25 protein-coding genes are annotated in these 21953 nt (G+C 34.5%); 13 read left to right on the top strand and 12 right to left on the bottom strand.

Going from position 1 to position 21953, the window contains the following annotated elements; genetic code table 11:
* Window positions 1–25 precede the first annotated feature (25 nt).
* From U6A24_RS19545 to U6A24_RS19520, 6 genes are all read left to right on the top strand, one after another.
* Window positions 26–1108, top strand: coding sequence for an efflux RND transporter periplasmic adaptor subunit (locus U6A24_RS19545; RefSeq protein WP_324181702.1), 1083 nt, complete (start codon window positions 26–28; stop codon window positions 1106–1108).
* Window positions 1108–2370, top strand: coding sequence for an ABC transporter permease (locus U6A24_RS19540; RefSeq protein WP_324181701.1), 1263 nt, complete (start codon window positions 1108–1110; stop codon window positions 2368–2370). The genes U6A24_RS19545 and U6A24_RS19540 overlap by 1 nt, the downstream gene beginning before the upstream one ends.
* Window positions 2371–2373: 3 nt before the next feature.
* Window positions 2374–3048, top strand: coding sequence for an ABC transporter ATP-binding protein (locus U6A24_RS19535; protein ID WP_324181700.1), 675 nt, complete (start codon window positions 2374–2376; stop codon window positions 3046–3048).
* Window positions 3049–3056: 8 nt separating this feature from the next.
* Window positions 3057–3869: a DUF6544 family protein gene (locus U6A24_RS19530; protein WP_324181699.1), complete on the top strand. Its 813-nt coding sequence runs from the start codon at window positions 3057–3059 to the stop codon at window positions 3867–3869.
* Between the two features lie 120 nt (window positions 3870–3989).
* Window positions 3990–4205, top strand: a complete 216-nt coding sequence (locus tag U6A24_RS19525) for a hypothetical protein (RefSeq protein ID WP_324181698.1) — start codon at window positions 3990–3992, stop codon at window positions 4203–4205.
* An 18-nt stretch (window positions 4206–4223) separates the two neighbouring features.
* Window positions 4224–4979, top strand: a complete 756-nt coding sequence (locus tag U6A24_RS19520; RefSeq protein ID WP_324181697.1) for an LOG family protein — start codon at window positions 4224–4226, stop codon at window positions 4977–4979.
* Here U6A24_RS19520 and U6A24_RS19515 read toward each other — a convergent pair.
* Genes U6A24_RS19515 through U6A24_RS19500 form a run of 4 tightly spaced genes read right to left on the bottom strand, consistent with a single transcriptional unit; the run spans window position 4976 to window position 8011 of the window.
* Window positions 4976–5464 carry a hypothetical protein gene (locus U6A24_RS19515; protein ID WP_324181696.1) on the bottom strand — a complete coding sequence of 163 codons (489 nt, stop codon included), beginning with the start codon at window positions 5462–5464 and terminating at the stop codon, window positions 4976–4978. The two genes, U6A24_RS19520 and U6A24_RS19515, sit on opposite strands and share 4 nt — an antisense overlap.
* Before the next feature lie 11 nt (window positions 5465–5475).
* The gene (locus U6A24_RS19510; RefSeq protein WP_324181695.1) at window positions 5476–6456 is read right to left on the bottom strand and encodes an MlaD family protein; all 981 of its coding nucleotides are present in this window, start codon (window positions 6454–6456) and stop codon (window positions 5476–5478) included.
* A 17-nt stretch (window positions 6457–6473) separates the two neighbouring features.
* Window positions 6474–7226 (bottom strand): ABC transporter ATP-binding protein, encoded by a 753-nt coding sequence (locus U6A24_RS19505; RefSeq protein WP_324181694.1) that lies wholly within the window; start codon window positions 7224–7226, stop codon window positions 6474–6476.
* Window positions 7227–7228: 2 nt separating this feature from the next.
* Entirely contained in the window at window positions 7229–8011 is a 783-nt protein-coding gene (locus U6A24_RS19500; protein WP_324181693.1) for an MlaE family ABC transporter permease, read from the bottom strand.
* A 144-nt stretch (window positions 8012–8155) separates the two neighbouring features.
* Between U6A24_RS19500 and U6A24_RS19495 the strand changes: the two genes are divergently transcribed.
* The 5 genes from U6A24_RS19495 (at window position 8156) to U6A24_RS19475 (ending at window position 12051) form a co-directional block, all read left to right on the top strand.
* Window positions 8156–8425 (top strand): heavy-metal-associated domain-containing protein, encoded by a 270-nt coding sequence (locus U6A24_RS19495; protein WP_324181692.1) that lies wholly within the window; start codon window positions 8156–8158, stop codon window positions 8423–8425.
* An 18-nt stretch (window positions 8426–8443) separates the two neighbouring features.
* Entirely contained in the window at window positions 8444–8629 is a 186-nt protein-coding gene (locus tag U6A24_RS19490) for a hypothetical protein (protein WP_324181691.1), read from the top strand.
* A gap of 100 nt (window positions 8630–8729) precedes the next feature.
* Window positions 8730–9626 (top strand): metallophosphoesterase, encoded by an 897-nt coding sequence (locus U6A24_RS19485; RefSeq protein ID WP_324181690.1) that lies wholly within the window; start codon window positions 8730–8732, stop codon window positions 9624–9626.
* 10 nt (window positions 9627–9636) lie between these two features.
* Entirely contained in the window at window positions 9637–10824 is a 1188-nt protein-coding gene (locus U6A24_RS19480; RefSeq protein WP_324181689.1) for a helix-turn-helix domain-containing protein, read from the top strand.
* A 96-nt stretch (window positions 10825–10920) separates the two neighbouring features.
* Entirely contained in the window at window positions 10921–12051 is a 1131-nt protein-coding gene (locus U6A24_RS19475) for an acyltransferase family protein (protein WP_324181688.1), read from the top strand.
* Between the two features lie 44 nt (window positions 12052–12095).
* On the opposite strand, the gene U6A24_RS19470 is transcribed toward U6A24_RS19475, so the two are convergent.
* Both U6A24_RS19470 and U6A24_RS19465 read right to left on the bottom strand, forming a co-directional pair.
* Entirely contained in the window at window positions 12096–12335 is a 240-nt protein-coding gene (locus U6A24_RS19470) for a NifU family protein (RefSeq protein WP_324181687.1), read from the bottom strand.
* 4 nt (window positions 12336–12339) lie between these two features.
* Complete coding sequence (locus tag U6A24_RS19465; RefSeq protein WP_324181686.1) at window positions 12340–13479, bottom strand: Mrp/NBP35 family ATP-binding protein; 1140 nt, start codon at window positions 13477–13479, stop codon at window positions 12340–12342.
* Window positions 13480–13674: 195 nt separating this feature from the next.
* On the opposite strand from U6A24_RS19465, the gene U6A24_RS19460 reads away from it, so the two are divergent.
* Window positions 13675–14511 carry a hypothetical protein gene (locus U6A24_RS19460; protein ID WP_324181685.1) on the top strand — a complete coding sequence of 279 codons (837 nt, stop codon included), beginning with the start codon at window positions 13675–13677 and terminating at the stop codon, window positions 14509–14511.
* A gap of 19 nt (window positions 14512–14530) precedes the next feature.
* Here the strand turns inward: U6A24_RS19460 and U6A24_RS19455 are convergent, their stop codons facing one another.
* From U6A24_RS19455 to trmB, 3 genes are read right to left on the bottom strand one after another with little or no spacing between them, the layout of a single operon-like run.
* Window positions 14531–14869 carry an MGMT family protein gene (locus U6A24_RS19455; protein WP_324181684.1) on the bottom strand — a complete coding sequence of 113 codons (339 nt, stop codon included), beginning with the start codon at window positions 14867–14869 and terminating at the stop codon, window positions 14531–14533.
* Window positions 14860–15489, bottom strand: a complete 630-nt coding sequence (locus tag U6A24_RS19450; protein ID WP_324181683.1) for a LysE family translocator — start codon at window positions 15487–15489, stop codon at window positions 14860–14862. The genes U6A24_RS19455 and U6A24_RS19450 overlap by 10 nt, the downstream gene beginning before the upstream one ends.
* Before the next feature lie 13 nt (window positions 15490–15502).
* Window positions 15503–16177 carry a tRNA (guanosine(46)-N7)-methyltransferase TrmB gene (gene trmB, locus U6A24_RS19445; protein WP_324181682.1) on the bottom strand — a complete coding sequence of 225 codons (675 nt, stop codon included), beginning with the start codon at window positions 16175–16177 and terminating at the stop codon, window positions 15503–15505.
* Between the two features lie 213 nt (window positions 16178–16390).
* Here trmB and U6A24_RS19440 point away from each other — a divergent pair, with 213 nt between their 5' ends.
* Window positions 16391–17446: a glycosyltransferase gene (locus tag U6A24_RS19440; RefSeq protein ID WP_324181681.1), complete on the top strand. Its 1056-nt coding sequence runs from the start codon at window positions 16391–16393 to the stop codon at window positions 17444–17446.
* Here the strand turns inward: U6A24_RS19440 and U6A24_RS19435 are convergent.
* From U6A24_RS19435 to U6A24_RS19425, 3 genes are all read right to left on the bottom strand, one after another.
* Entirely contained in the window at window positions 17384–18463 is a 1080-nt protein-coding gene (locus U6A24_RS19435) for a sensor histidine kinase (protein ID WP_324181680.1), read from the bottom strand. The two genes, U6A24_RS19440 and U6A24_RS19435, sit on opposite strands and share 63 nt — an antisense overlap.
* On the bottom strand, window positions 18463–19146 hold the full coding sequence (locus tag U6A24_RS19430; RefSeq protein WP_324181679.1) for a response regulator transcription factor: 684 nt from the start codon (window positions 19144–19146) through the stop codon (window positions 18463–18465). The genes U6A24_RS19435 and U6A24_RS19430 overlap by 1 nt, the downstream gene beginning before the upstream one ends.
* 144 nt (window positions 19147–19290) lie before the next feature.
* Window positions 19291–21687: an inorganic phosphate transporter gene (locus U6A24_RS19425; protein ID WP_324181678.1), complete on the bottom strand. Its 2397-nt coding sequence runs from the start codon at window positions 21685–21687 to the stop codon at window positions 19291–19293.
* Window positions 21688–21953 lie beyond the last annotated feature (266 nt).

Raw genomic sequence — 21953 nt, 5'->3', positions numbered from 1 at the left:
GAACTTTGAAGAAAAACAATTAGATATGTCTAGGTCCATATGCTATATGCTTCTTGGAATCTTTTTTACCTCCTGTAGCACCACTCAAGAAAAAATACTTCCTACTGTTACCAATATTACAGAATCGGTATACTCTTCGGTAACTATTCAACCCGACAGTCTATATCAGGCATATGCCTCGGTAAGTGGTATTTTGGATAAAAACCTTGTCGAAGAAGGAGACATCGTTAAAAAGGAAACTCCGTTAATTCAGGTTATTAATAGCAATCCTAAACTGAATACCGAAAATGCAAAGTTATCTCTGGATCTGGCTCAAAAGAATTATAATGGTAGTGCAGCCGTCTTACGAAGTATCGAAGATGAAATTGACGCCGCAGCCTTAAAACTTGCCAATGACTCTATTAATTATTGCCGACAAAAAAACCTTTGGGATCAACAGATAGGTTCAAAAGTAGAGTACGACACCAAAAAACTAGCCTATGAACTTTCAGAAAACACATTAGATCTACTTAAAAACAAATACCAACGTACCAAAGAAGAGTTGGAAACACAGCTTAAACAAGCCGAAAACAACTATAAAACATCATTAATCACCACCAAAGATTTTACGATCAATAGTAAAATTAATGGAAAAGTATATGCTTTATACAAAAACCCAGGAGAAATAGTAAATACGCTCGAACCACTGGCCGCTGTAGGAAGTGAAACTGTATTTGTTATAGAAATGCTGGTCGACGAGGTGGATATTGTAAAAATTAAAAAACACCAAAAAGCAATTATCACGCTGGATGCATACAACGGTAAAGTTTTTACAGCAAATGTGAGTAAAATTTATCCTAAAAAAGATGAACGCAATCAAACCTTTATGGTCGAAGCGCTATTCAATAAAGAACCTGATGTTTTGTATCCCGGTTTATCTGGAGAAGCCAATATTATTATTGACACAAAAGAAGATGTGCTTACTATACCCAAATTATATCTCATCGATGAGACCAAAGTTAAAACCGATAACGGAATTGTAGAAGTAGTTACCGGATTGCAAAGTATGGATACCGTAGAAATCCTATCTGGTATTACAAAAGAAACCTGGATCTATAAACCTGAATAATGATTAATTGGAAAGTTATACTAAATATTGCCAAAACCCATTTGCTTACCAAAATTAAGCAAACCGCCACGGCTGCTTTGGGAGTAACCTTTGGTATTGGGGCCTATATTACACTAGTTTGTTTTATGACAGGACTTAACACTTTGTTGGATGATCTGATCCTTAATGTAACTCCTCATGTACATATCTTTAATGAGATAGAGCCCTCAAAAAAACAACCTATTGATCTTTACCAGGAGTTAGAAAACACCTTTAATGTAGTTCATTCTGTCAAACCTAAACAGAGCCAAAAACGCATTCATAACGCATTGCCTATTATGGCTTATTTGCAAAAAGATCCTATGGTTCGAGGTGCCATCCCTCAGATCAAAGAACAGATATTTTATGTGGCAGGGTCTATAGAGTTGGGAGGCAATTTAACAGGGATCAATGTAATGAAAGAGGTAGCGTTCTTTAATTTTAAAGATTATATTGTGAAAGGAACCCCAAGAGCCCTGCACAATAACGAAAATGGTATTTTGTTAGGTGCGGGAGTGGCAGAAAAAATGTCTCTTGATGTTGGTGACCGAGTTCAAATTAGTACCATTAGAGGGGATATCTTTCCGTTAAAGATTGTTGGGATATACCAAAGTGGTATTGCAGATATCGATAACATTCAGAGTTTTGCCAATGTAAAAACTGTACAGCGTATTCTGGGTGAAGCCGAAAATTATATTACCGATATTAATGTAAAACTACATGATATCGAATATGCTATTCCTTTGGCACAAAAAATTGAGCAGCAATTCAAACTTAAAGCTATTGATATTAAAACTGCCAATGCTCAATTTGAAACCGGAACTACGATCAGAAATCTTATTACCTATTCTGTATCTATTACCTTACTAATTGTTGCTGGTTTTGGTATTTACAATATCCTAAACATGCTGATTTATGAAAAGATGAACGACATTGCCATTTTGAAGGCTACGGGGTTTTCTGGAAAAGATGTACAACTCATTTTTATGAGTCAAGCAATGATTATTGGGATTGTAGGGGGAACTTTGGGTTTACTAATTGGTTTGGGTTTATCTCATTTTATAGACAATTTACCATTTGAGACCGAAGCGCTCCCCACTATTAGCACATATCCTGTTAATCACAATCCTAACTTTTATATAATCGGTATCACGTTTGCTATGATATCTACTTTTTTGGCAGGCTTTTTACCTTCTCGTAAAGCAAAAAAAATCGATCCGGTAAAAATTATTAGAGGTCAATAAGCTATGAAAACAGTTCTTGAAGCCAAAAATATCAACAAATATTTCAAAAAACCTGTATTATTTCATGTGTTGAAAGATATTAGTTTTAAAGTTACTACGGGTGAATTTGCCTCTATTATGGGGAAATCTGGATGTGGCAAATCTACATTGCTTTACATCCTATCTACGATGGATACCGATTATGACGGAGAATTATATCTTAATGAAGAATTGATTACAGGACAAGGGAGAGAAGAACTATCATATTTAAGAAATAAACATATAGGATTTGTATTTCAGTTTCACTATTTGTTGTCTGAATTTTCTGTGCTCGAAAATGTAATGCTTCCGGCAAAAAAACTTGGTGAAAAGACACTAGAAGAAATAGAACATGATGCTATAGAAAAACTTCGTGTTCTAGGGATAGACCATCTAGCAAAAAAAAGAGCTTCGAGAATTTCTGGTGGAGAAAAGCAGCGTGTTGCAATCGCCAGGGCACTGATCAATAATCCTTCAATAATAATGGGCGATGAACCCACTGGTAACCTGGACAGTTATAATTCTGACAATGTTTTTAATATTTTCAAACAACTTAGTGACGAGCAAGGTTTATCGCTTCTGGTCGTAACTCATGACATCGATTTTGCCCAAAAAACCGATCGTATTATCGAAATGGGTGATGGTAGTATTATAAGGTAAATCATGGTATGAAAAAAATTGCTAAAATGACTTTGACTATTGTAGGGATTCTCGTTTTACTGATCATCATTATCTCATTAATTGGAATATCATCATTTGATAAAAAAGTAAAAAAAGAGAAAACAATATTATTTACTTCGAATGCGATCTTAAAAGAAAAAATCTCTGAAAACGATCTTAAAGAACTTCCAGAGTTAATGAAAAATTACCTTATTAAAACCAAAATTATAGGAAAGCCCAAATATTGTCATGTTACATTTCGGCAAAAAGGTAAAATCCAAACTGATCCCAAAAAAGGCTGGATTTCATTTTCAGCAATACAACACATGTCTTCCAACAACCCAGGTTTTATATGGAAAGCTAAAGCGTTACCTATGCTAATAAGAGACAAATACCTAAACCAAAAAGGGGAAGTATTGGTGAGTTTATTAGGAATTAAAAATGTCGAGCAGCACACTGGTGCAGAAGTTGACCAAAGTTCTTTGGGACGCTATTTTGGAGAATTAATTTGGTTTCCTATAGGTTTTCTGGACCCCGACATTACTTGGGAAAACGTTGACCACAAAACCGTAAAAGGAACCATAACCAAAGACAATCAATCTTTGATAGGCTACTTCTACTTTGATGAAAACGGAATGATCGAATCCTATAGAACCAAAAGGTACCGAGGCACAACACTTGAGGATTTTATAGGAGAAGTAGGAGAGTATAAGCTTTACAACCAAATGTTGCTCCCTAATAAAATGATTGCCATCTGGGACCTTGAAGATAGAAGGCTAGTGTATTTTAATGCAAGTATTATTGATTACAAAATCGAATGAAAAATATTGAAAACAAATGCATTAGCATCAATTTAACTATCATTAAATCATTTTTATTGTATCTTCAATAGTATAAAGTCAATACCCGATTTTTATCTTAAAAAATTTAAACACATCATCATGGAAACTTCAAAAAATCTAATCTCTGAGATCACCAAAATTACCACCAATATTGAAACCAATTATCCCGAATTGTATAAATTCATAGAGGAACAACCCATCACAATTCCATCTAGTAATAACCCCAAAACTGATGAACAAAATCTTCGAGATTACTTGGATAGTTTAAAGCAGTTATTACAACATCATTTGGATACGCACAATAACAAGGCCTAATCTCTAAAAAGTAGTTCTATGAACAACAATTTACCAAAACTAACCGAAGAGTATTCTTTTCTGGCCGGACCTCGCTCGCGGTTTAGAGAATTCTACTTCACATTAAAAGTACTTAGAAATTTTGTTCTTGGATTTAGAAAAATGCACTTTATAGGTCCTTGTGTTACTGTTTTTGGATCTGCAAGAACACCTCCTTCAGATATCTTCTATCAAAAGACAGAACAAATTGGTGCTGCGATTGCAAAAATGGGTTTTACAATGATGACCGGGGGTGGCCCAGGTATTATGGAAGCTGCCAATAAAGGAGCTTATGAAGCGGGAGGATACTCTGTAGGATGTAAAATTTTACTTCCAAAAGAGCAAAAACCAAATCCATATCTTCATAAATGGATCAATATTCCTTATTTTTTTATTAGAAAGGTATTACTGGTAAAGTATTCTTATGCTTTTATTGTCATGCCAGGCGGGTTTGGAACTATGGATGAGTTCTTTGAGTCTCTGCTACTCGTGCAAACCAAAATGATTAAAGAGTTTCCAGTAATTTTATTCGGAAAGGAATACCATAAAGAACTTCTTGAACATATTGAATTAATGAAAACAAAGGAAATGATCTCTGCCGAAGAATTGAGCTCCCTTTTTATCACTGATTCTGTTGAAGAAATGGTAGACTATCTTAAAACATACTCGGTAAAAAAATATGGCTTAAAAAAAGTTACTTATAAAAGAAAATGGTGGCTCTGGGAACAAAATCATGCACGTTTTTCCAACAATTAATATCCTACTTTGTTTTTTAATGAAGGCTCTTCCCATCTAATCATCTCTTTTAAAAACTCGTCTACTTTTTCTACAATCATTTTTTCTGTGATCATATCGGGAGTATACTGCCCCAATTCCTTGAGGTTATTATCTCGTGGTGTATTTTCAATCTCGGGTAGTATCATAAAGATAAAAACATCACCATTATATGATTGCGAAAAAATAAGTGCCCCGCCAGGTAAAAACTGATATGCCGGAATCAAATTGGTACAATCTATCATTTCTGGCGGAAAAGAATCAAAAGTAATATTGACCGCTTCATTGTTTCGTATCCAGTTTAATTCCTGAACTTTCCACCCAATATCATATTGTTTTGCAATCTCTTTCAAGGTTTTTAGCAATACATTTTTGGTCGTATTTTTCCAAAGCATTCGCTTGTCGACCACAGTTTGTATAGAGTTTCGATAATCACTTACTCGTTCTTCAAGATGTTCTATTTTCATGGCCATTGAATTTAATTCTTGTTTTCTTTTTTCTTTTCTTTCTCTATTTTCCTAAAATACCCTCTGAAAAGGAAATGATGCTTCAAAGCTTCCATGTTCTCATTAAAGCGTTGAGTTCCTGCTTCGATATTACTCATAGTTGCATCAATTTGTTTTACCAAATCAGGATTATTGGATAAATAATTTATTGCACCCTCTCCTTCCTTAATATCATTTACAACGGTATTCAAGTTTTGACTAACTTCGGTTATGTTTATGCTTGACTGCTCTAAATTGGTAACAATTGTTTTCATTTTTTGTCCGGATATACTGTCATTTAACAAGACTCCTGCAACACTTTCATTGTTGTTTATTGATGAAATAATATCATTAAGTTCGGTAATAGCCATTGAAGCGCCAGAGCTTGCTTTTCGTAATTCATAAATAGTTCTTTTCAGATCATTGGCCATGATCGAATCGTTTATCAATAATCCCAGAGTGCCCTTTCCTTCAAGTATTTGAGTTGTAATTTTGAGTAGATCTGCGGTTAATAGAGCTGCATTTTCATTGGTAACATTCAGGGTGGTCAACATATCATCGGTGCCAATCTTACTGTATGATTGAATCGTGTCTCCCGATACAACGGGTAGTTTTTTACTTTCTCTCGGGATGATATTTACAATCATATTCCCTACAAGACCATCAGAGCCAATGGTAGCCACTGCATCTTTTTTAATATGTTGCCCAATATGCTCCTGAATCAGCATTTCGACAATGATTTGGTGGTCACTTACCATTTTAATTTTACTTACTGTTCCTACATTAATCCCGGAATAGCGTACATTATTACCCAACTCAAGTCCATTAACATTGGTAAACACAGAAAGTATCCTGATATTGCTACCAAAAAGGTTTTGTCGATTTCCGATAGAGTATAATGCTGCGATAAGCAACAATGTTCCTACCACAACAAAAACGCCTACTTTTAATTTTTGTGAAGCTGTTTTTTTCATAGTTATCGTTTTTCTTTCTAATGTTTAAAAAATGCTTTTACCTGTGGATCATTTGATGTGGATAACTCCTCATAACTCCCTTCAGCATAATTAACGCCATCCACCAATAAAATGATTCGATTAGAGATCACTCTTGCACAATCTACATCATGGGTAATGATTAATGATGATGTACCGTATTTTTTCTGAATGCTTCGCATTAATTGAATAATCTCTTTGGCTGTAATCGGGTCTAATCCTGTAGTAGGTTCATCATATAAAATGATTTTAGGTTTTAGAATAAGCGCTCTTGCAAGAGCTACACGACGTTGCATTCCACCCGATAACTCTGCAGGCATTAAATCGATAGCATCCTCGAGACCAACATTTTCCAAAGCTTCAATGATCAGGGCTTCAGTATGTTCGGTCATATTCAGTTTTTCTTTATGCCTTCGCAAAGGAAACTCAAGATTTTCTCTTACCGTCATCGAATCATACAAAGCACTTCCCTGAAATAAAAACCCGATTTCTGTTCGTAACAGATCTAATTCTGTCTGTCCCAAAATGGTAATGTCATGATCTTTTATTCTGATGCTTCCGCTGTCGGCCTGCATCAAACCTACCAGGCATTTTATCATTACTGATTTTCCAGATCCCGACTTACCCATAACTACCAAATTTTCACCTTCGAACAGTTGCAGGCTAAATCCTTTTAGCACATGGTTATCTCCAAAGCTCTTTTTTAGATCTTTGATTTCTAAAACAGGAAGTATCTTACCTTTTTCATTCATATTTAAATCTCAAAAAATATATCTGCCAAAAACACCGCTATAAAATCAATTATAAACAAAAGCATTGAAGTATAGACCACCGCAGAATTTGAAGCCTCTCCTACTCCTGCTGTACCCTTTTTACAATGATACCCCTTATAGCAACCCACCAATCCAATAGCAAAGCCAAAAAAGAATGATTTTATGGTAGCTGGTATAACATCACTGTATTCGATAGCATCAAAAACCTGATTAAAATACAATTGATAGGATACTGCACCCTTTAAATTTTCTACAATGGCAGATCCAAACAATGCTATTGTATCTCCAAAAACGATAAGAATAGGCAGCATAAGTGTGGTGGCAGTAATCCTGGTAATCACCAAATACTTGAAAGGGTTTGTACCCGAAACCTCCATAGCATCTATTTGCTCTGTTACACGCATAGATCCCAATTCTGCACCAATCCCCGAGCCAATTCGCCCTGCACAAATTAATGCAGTAATCACGGGGCCTATCTCTCTTACTATCGAAATTCCAACCATAGAAGGCATCCATGATTCTGCTCCAAACTCCATAAGTGTGGGTCGGGATTGCAATGTAAACACCAAACCAAGAATAAATCCTGTGACACCTACCAAGAGTAGAGAACGATTACCAATATGATAACATTGCCGAAGTAATTCCTGAAACTCAAATGGTCGGGTAAACACTTCTTTAAAAAAGCGTCCGGCAAAAAATGACAAATCCCCAACTTCTATAAAAAAAGCTTTTGTTCTTTCTACTATACGAAGTGACTGTGTCATAGCTTTTTCTCTTAATTACTCAAATATAGAAGTAGCTTTCTCCAATAAAAATGACATAAATCAGCTATATTATTTGTTATTCCTGATATTTATCATAATCCAAATCATGAAATTTTAATACGTTTAGCTCTTAAAATCCAGACAATGAAAACAACGGTAACAATACAAAATTTAAAATGTAGTGGTTGTGAAAGTACCATCGCAAAGAAACTTCATACCCTTAAAGGGATAAAAAATATTGCAGTAAACACTGAAGATTGCACGGTCTCATTTAATTATGAAACTGAAGACGGTATAGAAACTGTGCAAAAAGAACTCACAAGACTTGGGTATCCTATTCATGGAGATAAAAACAACCTAACCACAAAGGCCAAATCTTATGTAAGTTGTGCAATCGGAAGAATAAATAAGTAGGCACAGAAATATTTTAGCATGAAAGAAACAGCAAAAAGAGAGGCTTCTTCCAGTAAAGTGTATGGGCTTGGGTGTATTGGAGCAATTATTTATTTCATTAGTAATGCCACAAGTTTCTGGATGGGTGTTTTAGGGGTTCTCAAGGCGATTGTCTGGCCAGCTATTTTGGTGTATGAAGTTTTTAAATTCATTGGGGTACAATAATACCTTTTGATACTACCTGACCAGGTTATTATCTAATTTTCAAAAACTATTCTCAATAAAACATATACTATTGTATCTTTATTTACCAAAAACCTAGTATATGTCCTCTCAATCCCGTCTGGATCGTGCTTATAAAAATGCCAAAATAATACCGTTTGATGATCAGTCTAAGTTTATACTTTTTAGTGATTGTCACCGTGGGGATAACAGCTTTGCCGACGAATTTGCCAATAACAGGAATATTTACATTCATGCGCTTACCCACTATTATAATGAAGGTTTTACGTATTGTGAGTTAGGAGATGGAGATGAACTCTGGGAAAATCATAGTTTTAATATGATTTTAAGGGCTCACAAAAATGCGTATGAATTACTTCAATTATTTTATAAAGAGAATAGGTTGGAGATGATTTGGGGTAATCATGATATGGTTTATAGGGATCCAAAATACGTAAGAAAGCATCTTAGCTACTATTTGGACCACAAAACAAACAAAGAAGTTCCTCTATTTCCCAATATTAAATTTGAAGAAGCCATCGTTTTAAAGCATAAAGACACACATCAGGAGGTTTTTTTATTACACGGACATCAGGCAGATTTTATGAATTATACTGGATGGCGTATTCATAGATTTTTGGTTCGTATTTTATGGAAACCATTACAAGTAATAGGTATATCCGATCCTACTAGTCCGGCTCAAAATTATAAAGAAACGATTAGGGTCGAGCGTAGACTTAAAAAATGGATCGCAAATAATAATAACTTGCTCACTATTTTTGGCCACACACATCGCCCTAGATTTCCTGAAGCAGGAAAATTACCTTTGTTTAATGACGGAAGTTGTGTACATCCTCGTTGTATTACAGGAATGGAAATTGAAAACGGCAATATCACATTAATTAAATGGCATATATCTACTATTGAAGATGGTACTCTTAAAATTATTAGAACTCCTTTGGTAGGACCCAAAAAACTTACAGATTTTATTATATCATAATACCATTATTATGGAAACCGTGCAAAGTATAATAGATCAAATTCCTATACGACATAATGCAGTATCATACTTCATTTTTATGGGCATTTTTGTAGGTTTCTTGTTAAGTTCGGTTATTCTTTTTAGAACCTCAAAAAAAGGAACTGCCTTTAAAATATTTGGGTGGTCCTTACTTATTCAGACCCTTATTGCTACCGATGTTTTTTTATGCTATACAGGTCTTATCAAATATGCCCCGCATCTAAATGACAGTACCGAGCCTTTAGTGCTTCTTCTGGCTCCGTCTATATATTTATTTGTTTATACTTTATTAGAACGAAAATCAATCTCTTTCAATAAATTATATATTCATCTACTACCAGCTATTTTGTATTTTATTTCTCAAATACAATATTATCTGCAACCTATTTCAATAAAAATTAATGCTTACCTAGGCGCATACTTTCCAAATATTAAACGCATAAGCGTACCCGATAATATCGATTACACCTATTTGATTGTTAAAGATGAGTTACGATGGTTTATCTTATTTAGTTTTGTTATTTATATTCTACTTTCTTTACGCATTATATGGAGACATGCTTCTACACGCAACATTAGCAATGCTGAAAATTTAAGGCTTAATAAATATAACTTTTCAAGAAATACCTTATTACTTCTTTTGGGTGCTTTTGTATTGATTTTTGTTGTATTTCTGAATTTTGAAGATGATGCTGGAGATCACTATATTTTTATATTTCATACCTTAATAGTAACTATTACATCCTTTGTGCTGCTCTCGGAATCTAGATTCTTTGAACATTCTTGGCTTGCAGATAAATATGAAACCACACGTTTTAAACCTGATAGTATCTCTATGCAACAGATAAAGGACTTTGTCGAGCATGAACAATTTTATCTTTCAGAGTCTGCCTCGTTAAAAAATCTGGCAACTTCATTAGGTTCAACCTCAAATTATATTTCGCAAATTATCAATACCTCTATGGGATTAAACTTTAATGATTTTATTAATTCCTACCGAATTGATCTTTCCAAAAAAAGATTAATGGATCCCAATTATCAACAATTGACTATAGAAGGTATTGGTAACTCTGTAGGTTTTAAATCAAGATCTTCATTTTATAATGCTTTCAAAAAACATGTAAAAATGTCTCCAAAGGCATTTCTCGCTCTTCAGGACAGAATAGTATCTGAATAACCTGTCCAAAATTGTAATTTTGGACATACTTCACCTTGTTTTATAGGCTTTTTCTTTTGAAAACATTCAAATTTGATTCCATAAAACCAAAAAATTATGGAAGCGAAAATTCGAAGGTATGACCTAGATTGGTTACGTGTAATCGTATTTGGATTGTTAATATTTTATCATGTGGGTATGTTTTTTGTACCCTGGGGCTGGCACCTTAAAAACAACGTTCTTGTAGAATGGATTCGTTGGCCCATGTTATTTTTAAATCAATGGCGATTGCCTATTCTATTTGTGATCTCTGGTATGGGAACATATTATGCTCTTTCTTATAGAAACACTTTGCAATTCAATGGGGAGCGAATCAAAAGATTGCTTATTCCACTTATCTTTGGAATGATATTTATAGTCCCGCCACAAATTTATTTTGAGCGACTACATGAAGCCGAGTTTGTGGGCTCTTATTTTACATATTTTAAAACGCAAGCTTTTATTGGTGTATACCCCAAAGGTAATATAAGCTGGCACCATCTTTGGTTTTTACCTTATCTCCTTATATTTTCAATACTACTTTCACCGGTATTTATTCGTTTAAAAAGAAAACCATCACTATTTGTGAATTGGATTAAAGAAAAAACACAAAAGCATTATGGCCTGTATCTATTTATAATTCCTTTATACTTTCTTGAAGTTTTGGTTGAGCCTTTTTTTCCAGTGACACATGCATTAATTGATGACTGGTTCAATTTTTTCAATTCTCTTGTTTTATTCTTCTTCGGATTTATACTTATAGCTTCTGGAAAGGAATTTTGGAATAGCGTAGAGCGAATAAAAAATAACGCTTTACTTATAGGAATTACCACTTTTACCATGCAATTAATAATTTGGATCATAGGAAAAGATAATATTTATATTCACTTAACCGAGGGGTTAATAAAAGTAACCAACTTATGGTCATGGATATTGGTAATTTTTGGTTTTGGAGCCAAGTACTTAAACAAGAAAAGCAACCTATTGGCATATTGTAATCGTGCAGTATATCCTTTTTACATATTGCATCAAACCATTACTATAGTTATAGCATATTATATCATGAATCTTAAGTGGGCTTTTTTACCTAAGTTTTTAATCTTAACCGTCGGAACTTTCTTGGGAAGTTGGCTTATTTATGATCTGATTATTCTACGAATACCAATATTGCATCCATTTTTTGGAATTAAAAAACCCTACAATCACTAGGATTATTCCTAGGATTGTAGGGCTTCAAAAGTATAATGCTTTATTTAAGCTATATTTAATACTTCTTCGATCTGCGGAGCATATTTTTTAATAGTCATTTCAACTCCCGATTTTAAGGTCATCTGATTTACACTACAACCTACACATGCTCCCTCTAGCTGAACTTTGACTCTTTTGTCATCTTCAATTGCGATCAAAGAGATATTACCTCCATCACTTTCTAAAAAAGGTCGGATCTCTTCCAAAGCCTTTTCTACATTTGCTTTTAACTCTTCAGATGTCATCTCTCTATTTTTTTATGGCAGAACATCCTGCCATGGTTGTTATTTTAATTGCTTCAGTAGGGGGTAAATTTTCGTTTCTGTTCACTACCTCCTGAACGACATTTTTAGTCAACTCTTCAAATGCCTTTTCTATTGCTGTGGCCGTTTGCAGGGCAGCTGGCCTACCCACATCTCCAGCTTCACGGATACTTTGCACAAGAGGAATCTCTCCCAAAAATGGTACTTCAAGATCCTCGGATAAATGCTTAGCACCTTCTTTTCCAAAGATATAATATTTATTGTTAGGAAGCTCTTCTGGTGTAAAATACGCCATGTTTTCGATAATACCTAATACAGGTACATTTATACTTTCCTGCTGAAACATTGCCACCCCTTTTCTGGCATCTGCCAATGCCACATTTTGTGGAGTACTCACTACTACAGCTCCTGTTATTGGCAAGGACTGCATAATCGATAAATGAATATCTCCTGTACCCGGTGGTAAATCTAGAAGAAGAAAATCCAACTCTCCCCAAGCTGCATCAAAAATCATTTGATTTAATGCTTTGGCTGCCATAGGCCCTCTCCAAACTACTGCTTGATTTGGCTGTGTAAAAAATCCTATTGATAAGATTTTTACTCCGTAATTTTCTATAGGCTTCATTTTGGATTTATCACCAACCTTTACCGAAAGTGGTCTTTCTGTTTCAACATCAAACATAATAGGTGCCGAAGGACCATAAATATCGGCATCAAGAAGCCCAACATTAAAACCCATTTTGGCCAAAGTCACTGCCAAATTTGAAGTAACTGTAGATTTCCCAACACCACCTTTACCTGAAGCTACCGCAATTATATTGGTAATCCCAGGAATTGGCTTCCCTTTTATTTCATTTTTTGGTGTTTGAGTTTCCGGAGCTTCAACTTTTACATTGACCGTTACCTTTGCTTTTTCATAAACCTTATCATGGATCGCTTTCATAACATCTACTTCAGCACGTTTACGAATGTGCAATGCTGGTGTTGACAATACCAAATCAACCACAATCTCATCTCCAAAAGTAATCACATTTTTTACTGCACCACTTTCTACCATATTCTTTCCTTCTCCTGCAACTGTAATGGTTTCTAGTGCTTTTAATATATCTGATTTTTCTAGCTTCATGCGTATTTTTTCTTTTTCTGAAGAACAAATCTGTATAAATCTATTCTAAATACAAAGATAGGTCGAAAAGTTCACATTCTAAAGTCTGAAAATCGAAATGATTTATACCAATATTGTCTTTAATAATAAACCCCTTTTCAAAATCTGGTACAATTTATGTGCTTACCCAATTTTGAATTTTTACAATCAACAAACATGAAAAGGGCGACTCTATTATTTACAACATTAGTTTTAAGTTTCAACATCACTCAGGCACAAGGAAAACTCGAAAAAGCAGAAGAAAGTTTGGCCAAAAAAGAGCAGCGTAATAATCGAAATTCAAGGTCTGGAAATAATGATAATGATGATGACTTTTCTGAAAATAATTTTCTTGCCGAAACATTTGGCGCTCTGCTGGTTGAAGCCGTTTTGTACACATCTTACTATACCATTATAGAAATACCAATTGAAACAGAATACGCAGCAAGTACTGCATCAATTACAAAATATCCCTATTTCAATGCTACCAAAGGAAACTATGCCTATGAATGGGGTGAGGATACACAAGTGTTTAGAACCACTTTATCTAGTAGGTTTATTTCTGAAAACAGTAAATTGTATGGAAATCATATGAATCTTGATATGCGATTTCTTCAAAGAGCCGGTTTAGAAATCGATTACCTACAACTGTGGGAAGAAAACACCAATTTTGGTAGTAATTCTCTTGCTATATATACGGCCCTAGGAAAATATCATCGCGTACGCACAGAACGTTTTAATGCCTGGTGGGGATTAGGTGCGGCTTATGTTGATGGTGAAATAGATGAATGGGGATTCACCTATGGGCTTGGAGCAGAGTTGTTTTTTACAAAGCCTTTTAGTCTGGAAACTACTTTTAACCAAACCTTTATTAATGAAGAAACCGTAAATAAATTTACTATACTTTTAAACTACCACGTAAATCGCTATAAAGTTTCGGGAGGGTATGAACATTTAAAAATAGGTTCTTTGGATCTTTCTACCTTTTCTGTAGGAGTTGGGGTTTCTTTTTAATTATTGATTCCTTTATAAATCATAAATTAGTAGCAGGGTCCCAAAACACAGTATTAAAGTCTTGAATTTGGTTATCAATCACTTCAATCCCTTCACTTTCTAATAGTTGTTGCATTAAGTTGGTCCCTTGAAAATGATGCTTCCCCGTTAGAACACCTTTTCGATTTACAACACGATGGGCAGGAACATCTTCACGGCCATCGCAGGCATTCATCGCCCAACCCACCATACGAGCACTTCTGGCCGCACCTAAATATTTGGCTATAGCCCCATAGGAAGTAACTCGACCATAAGGTATACGTCTTGTCACTTCATAGACCCGATCAAAGAAATTTGCTTCTTCTTTTTTTATTCCCATGTGTATACAATTCTTGCCAGGGTAATGATTACCAAAATTAACATTAAAATTCCCATAAAATAATTAGAATATTTGGTAATAGAGGCTGTTTTCTTTTCAATTTTTAAAAAGGATAGCACATAAAAATAAAGTGTAACAAAAGTTCCACTTCCTGCTGCTATTACAAATGCAATAATTCTTGGAGCATCATACTCTATCTTGCCACTTACACTCATCCCTGCTGCAATAGCCACAAAATAGGGTATAGGCAATACATTAATGGCAGACATCATCATTCCCTTAAAGAAACTTCGAGTATTATTATTTCGATACACTTTAATTTTTGTCTCACGTTGTTTTGCTTTGGCAAAGAAATAAATTGCCATGAGGAAAAAGATTACGGCACCGGTTCTAAGTAGTATATTTTTCACAAAAGGGTTAAAAAAAATATACTTGGCCAGAAGAATGGCTATTAATGATTGTAACAACACAATGATCGATGCACCAATGGCTACCAAAATTCCATTGTTTTTACCTCTTTCCAGACATGTTCTGGCCACGGTCATATTTACCAGTCCGGGAGGAATCACCCCTACCAGCGAAGCAAAAAAAGTGACTAGAAAAAGTTTCGTAGTTTCCAAAATTGAGGTGCAATTAAGAGATCTTAAACTGGATGTAAGTTATAGGTTTATTTTCTTCTAAATATTGTTTTTCATAAAAAGTTTGAATGGATGTCACTTCTTCCGGAGATCCTTCATTATGATACACGTTATGATTGGCATAGAGTACCTGATGCCCTTCGCCATGCAATAATCCCAATGTATACCCATGCATAAACTCGCTATCGGTTTTGAGATGAACAATCCCATCGGGTTTTAAAATTTTTTTATAGCGTTGTAAAAATTGATGATTGGTTAATCTATGCTTTGTGCGCTTGTATTTAATCTGTGGATCGGGAAACGTGATCCAAATCTCATCAATCTCTCCTTTATTGAATATATGCTCAATAAGCTCTATTTGGGTTCTTATAAACCCAACATTATTCATTTCACTTTCTATGGCTGTTTTGGCACCGCGCCAGAATCTGGCACCCTTAATATCAATACCAATAAAGTTTTTGTCAGGATATTTTTCTGCCAATCCCACGGTATATTCACCCTTACCACATCCCAATTCGAGAACGACCGGGTTCGAATTTTTAAAGAACTTTTCGTTCCATTTTCCTTTTAAGCCTAATGCATTGGTTAACACTTCATCTCTAGTAGGTTCCACCACATTATGAAAGGTTTTATTTTCATTAAATCGCTTTAACTTATTCTTGCTTCCCACGTATTCTTCTGTTTCTTATATACTAGTCTTCTTAAATCTATATCTGTTACAATTACTGCCTAATGCTTATATGCTTATATACTTTTCTACATCAAGTTTCACTAAAGATAATTTTTTGGTAAAATTAAGGAAATATCGCCACAAGGAAATAGGATTAATTTTATAATTATGATGAATTAGTCAGTCGCTCTAACAAACTAAAAACTAGGACATTTGGACAAAAAAGTACTTGTAGCTCCTCTGAATTGGGGCCTAGGACATGCAACACGCTGTATACCAATTATTAACGCTTTAATTGATCAAGGTATAGAACCTGTTATCGCTTCTGATGGCGCTGCTCTTTCTTTATTAAAAAAGGAGTTTCCAGAGCTTCAGACTAAAACACTTCCTTCATATAATATCGAATACTCCAAAAAGGCAAATAATTTTAAGTTTAAGATGTTGTTAAACAGCCCTAAAATTGCTCATGCAATTAGTTCAGAAAAAAAGATCATCAAAAAGATTATCGAGGAAGAAAACTATTGTGGAATTATTTCTGACAACAGAATGGGAGTGCGACACAAAAATGTACCTTCAGTATTTATAACCCATCAATTAACTGTTTTAAGTGGCAATACAACATCTTTTAGCACAAAACTACATAATAAATACATCAAGAAGTTTGATGTATGTTGGGTTCCTGATATGGCAGATGATCCTAATTTAAGTGGGGAATTAGGACATCCCAAAAAAAGTAGTGTCCCCGTGACATACCTAGGTCCTTTAAGCAGGTTTGAATATCAGATCATTCCTAAAAAGTATGATATTATGGTACTTCTTTCTGGACCCGAGCCACAACGAACTTTATTAGAACAAAAGCTATTTCAGGAGTTTGAACAAAGCGACAAGAAAATAGTATTTGTTCGCGGATTGATAGAAGAAACTCAAAAGACTTATGTAAAAAACAACATTACTATTCATAACTATCTTACTGGAAAAGAGCTAGAAGACACTATAAATAGCAGTAATTTGATTATTTCAAGGTCGGGATATACTACTGTAATGGATTTGGCCAAGCTCAAAAAGAAAGCTTTCTTTATCCCAACACCGGGTCAATTTGAACAAGAATATTTGGCACAACGATTAACGGTGAATAAATTGGTACCCAGTTGTAACCAAGATGAATTTACACTTAAAAAATTACGAGATTTAAATATGTATAGAGGTCTAAGCAGTTTTAGTACCGATATCGACTACGGGGAACTTTTTCACTTTTTCCAGGGTAAATGAGAATTCGCTTCCCACCCGATAATCACTCTCTACATAAATACGTTCGTGGTGAGCTTCGATAATATGCTTTACAATCGCAAGCCCTAAACCTGACCCCCCTTCTTTGCGCGAACCACTTTTATCTACACGATAAAAACGTTCAAAAAGTCGAGGGATGTGTGCTTGTGCTATTCCTTCTCCGTTATCTGTAATTCTAACAATAGTCTTATTACGGATCAAATCTTCAATACTTACTTCGGTAGTTCCATCTTCTTTTCCGTACTTAATAGAATTGACAATTAGATTTGAAAGTACCTGTTGTATACGTTCTTTATCCGCATTGACCATTATGGGGTCTGTATAATTCATATCAAAGGTAAGCGCGATGTTCTTTTTTGAGGCTTTCATTTCATACAAATCGAAAACGCTTTGTACCAATTCTACTATATCAAAATTAGTATAATTAAGATTAAGATCCCCTGTTTCCAACTTGGTGATCATATCCAGATCGTTTACTATATAAATAAGGCGATCTACACCTTTGCTAGCTCGATTGAGATATTTCTCTAAAATTTTGGGATCATCTTTGGCTCCGTCTAATAACGTAAGGATATACCCTTGCACTGTAAACAAAGGGGTTTTTAACTCATGAGAAACGTTACCCATAAATTCTTTTCGATAGGTTTCTCTAATCTTTAAGGTTTCAATTTCTGTTTTACGTTTTTGCGCAAATTTCTCGACTTCCTTAATAAGTGTTCGCATATCTGTAGTAACAGGACTGTCACCAATCTTTTCGACATCAAGCATTTCGATATCATCATAGATTCTACGTACCCTACGGTAAATAAATTTTTCAACCCTGTATTGAACGATCAAAAAACAAATTGCGTAGCAAACTATAACAAAACCAATTATAAATAATGGGTTAAGTACAGACTGAAAGTATAAAAAAACGCTCAAAGCGAGCGTTAATAAAACCGTTATGTATAAAGACGAAAGGTATGCAAACCGATACGACTTTTTAAAATTTTCTGCCATTAAACTACAAACTTGTATCCAACTCCTTTAATAGTTTTAAAACTAGTATCGCCGATTTTTTCTCTTAATTTTCTAATATGAACATCGATAGTTCGGCCTCCAACGATAACCTCGTTACCCCAAACCTTATCCAAGATATCTTCTCGCTTAAATACCTTACCAGGTTTAGAGGCCAATAAAGATAATAATTCAAACTCTTTTCTTGGTAAAACGATTTCTTTTTTATCCTTAATAATCTTATACTCGTCTCTATTGATAACAAGAGTTCCAATCTTTACAACGTTATCTGATGACTCTTCTTCTTTAAGTCGGCGCAATAATGCTTTTACTTTGCTTACCAATACTTTTGGTCGAATTGGTTTTGTAATGTAATCATCTGCTCCTGCGTCAAAACCAGCTACCTGAGAATAGTCCTCGCCTCTGGCAGTAAGAAACGTAATGATAGTATTTTGCATATCGGGCAACTTACGTATTTGCTCACATGCTTCGATACCATCCATTTCGGGCATCATAACATCCAGAATTATCAAATGAGGTTTTTTCTTTTTAGCAATTTTTACGGCATCTACTCCATTTTCTGCAGTAATAACATTATATCCTTCTGCAGTAAGGTTGTATCCTACGATTTCCAAAATATCTGGTTCATCGTCTACCAATAAAATTGTAATATCTTTTTTGTTCATGTTTTCCTAAAGTTATATCACGACAGGTAAATATACTATGTTACAATGAAAATTTTAACACTATCTATCAAGGAAACAATAATCTAACGTAAAAATCTTATACGGATAACAATTCCTTAACCTTGTAAAAAACAGCTACAAAGATTAATCCTGATGATCTCTATAGGTTGCCAATAAGTTCATCGTGGCAGTAATCAAATCCTTGGTTTCCATCAATAACCCAAAATACAAAGTAGTATTTTTTGGGCTGCTTTCTTCGGTTCTTGTTCTGGCAACCTGCTTATTGATTTTATCATTTACCAATGTGAACAATTCTTGTTTTTCACTTATAATACCATTGAGAGTATTGAATTCTCTCTGATCAAAAACAGCTTTAATATGTGCAAAAAATTGACCTAGTTGGTCTTCAATTTCTTTTAGATCCTTAATCTGATTGAATCTAAGTCTTTTATGATTATTATTAACGTGCTTGTGGCTCGCTTTGGATATATATTCTAATGATTGCGTTATATCCTCTAAATATCCTAAAATTGAAATATAGAAATTACTGGCCCCAACACTAGACTCATCCAGGTTTTTGATAAAATAAAAAATACTATCCCTAAGTTCTTCTACTTCATTTTCTAATTTGGCAATTCCTTTTCTGCTTTTCTTCAAAGCCGATAAATCATATTTAGCCAAGCTTTCTATAGTATTGCCATAAATTTTATTTCCACGATTTACAAAAGATTTGATGTTATCTGCACTTTCTTCGATAACTCCTTGTATAGAGCTGCTTTCAGACTTCTTGAGTCTATCTTCTGCCTTTTCTGCTCTAGTTTTATTACGGTATTTTATTGTACTTCTTATTAATAATAATAGGGCGACAAGTAATAAAACACCCGTCATAATTGGTTGATCTATATTAATAAGAAATGCAATGGTCGCTGCCGCGATAAACGCGCTTATCGCAGTAAAGAACCAACCTCCAATAACATTTAACACTCCGGCAACGCGATATACAGCACTTTCACTGCCCCAAGCTCTATCTGCCAAAGAAGTACCCATGGCTACCATAAAAGTTACATAGGTAGTAGACAGAGGTAATTTCATAGAAGTAGCTATAGATATCAAAATACCAGCTACCATTAAATTGACTGCTGCCCTAACCAAATCAAATGCTGGTAAATCTTCTTTTTTAACAAAAGCATTTGCAGCCATCACTTCAGTTTCATCAAATTGATTTTCACTCAACTTCCTAAAGGATTTTGGCATAATTGCAGTGATAGCATTTGAAGTTACTATAGTAAGTCTTACAATTTCTCTAGATAAGAAATTAGGCCTAAATTTCTCATCTCCATCTCCCTGACGTGATAAATCAATAGACGTTTTAACAACATTTCGAGCCTTTGCAGAAAACCATAGTGTTAGCACCATAATCAAACCAGCTGCTAATAGTAAATAAGTTGGCGTTGCGACTTTTGAAGCTAAAACTCCCATAGTAAAAGATTCTGCAGCAACACCAGATGCCGCCCAGGCTTCATATGATTGCCATGCTGCAATAGGAACCCCGATAAAATTTACTAGATCATTACCTGCAAAGGCTAGTGCCAAAGCAAAGGTACCAACGATAATAATAAGTCGATAAATACTGGTTTTAAATACAGCAATAATTAGGTATGATAAAAGTGATAAAAAAGCAAAACCAGCGAGAACAATCAACAATACATTGGTTTCTAAAAAACCTCTGAGTGTTAAAGCTACTGTTCCCGACTCTACATTTATTTTAAATAGATCTTTTTTTGCTTTGATTAATTCTTTTGTGCTTTCATAAGAACTATTAAAAGTAGCATTCGCCCAATCTAAAAGTCCTTCTGCTCCACCATCATACAATACTTCTACTATAGAATTTGCATAATTGGTTCCTTTGATTCCTTTTATAAAGATGAAATATAAAATTGAAGTAAGTGCAATTCCTCCGAAAAAAGCTCCAACCCACTTGGCCTTCTTTTCAAAATTAAAAGATAATAGCAATCGTGAAACATATTGCACAATAGCACCTATAGAAAATGCTACTACTACAGATAATAAGATTCCAGCAATAATTTCGCCCGCTTTTTTGGTATTAATAAAGTGACCCAGATCGGATACCGAAAGATCAGCATCGGCAGATATTTTTAAAAGTGCAACACAAACCGCTGCCCCTAATAATTCGAAGACAATAGAAACGGTAGTTGATGTAGGCATTCCTAGGGTATTAAAGAAATCGAGAAGTAAAATATCGGTAATCATCACGGCCATAAAAATGATCATGATCTCATCAAAATAGAATTCTCCCGGAACAAAAATTCCTTTTCGGGCCACCTCCATCAGTCCACTAGAAAAAATAGCACCAGCAGCAATCCCAATACTGGCAACTATCATAATAGTTCTAAAAGAAATTGCCTTAGAACCAATAGCAGAATTCAAAAAATTTACGGCGTCGTTACTTACCCCAACAATAAGATCTGCAATAGCCAAAACCGCCAAAGCAACGATCATCCATATGTAAATATCACTCATATATTCCTTACGTACTTATTGACCACAAAAATGTTACTAAAATTCAAGTCATATGTTATTGAAATGTTATCTTTTTACACCTCTTTAACGGTTAATTCTATACACTTACATAATTCAAATTTGATAAATACCACACCCTATTAACCCCTTTTGTTTAACTACTTTTTCATAACAGCTTTAAGAACACCTTTTAAGCAATGATTACTTATTATTTTGATTATCAAATAATTACAAAACAAAAAGAATAAAAAAATACTTTAAAATCA

Source organism: Aquimarina gracilis (genome assembly GCF_035285365.1).
GTDB classification, from domain to species: domain Bacteria; phylum Bacteroidota; class Bacteroidia; order Flavobacteriales; family Flavobacteriaceae; genus Aquimarina; species Aquimarina gracilis.
The sequence above is the reverse complement of the archived record's forward strand: the minus strand, read 5'-3'. Positions and strand labels throughout refer to the sequence as shown.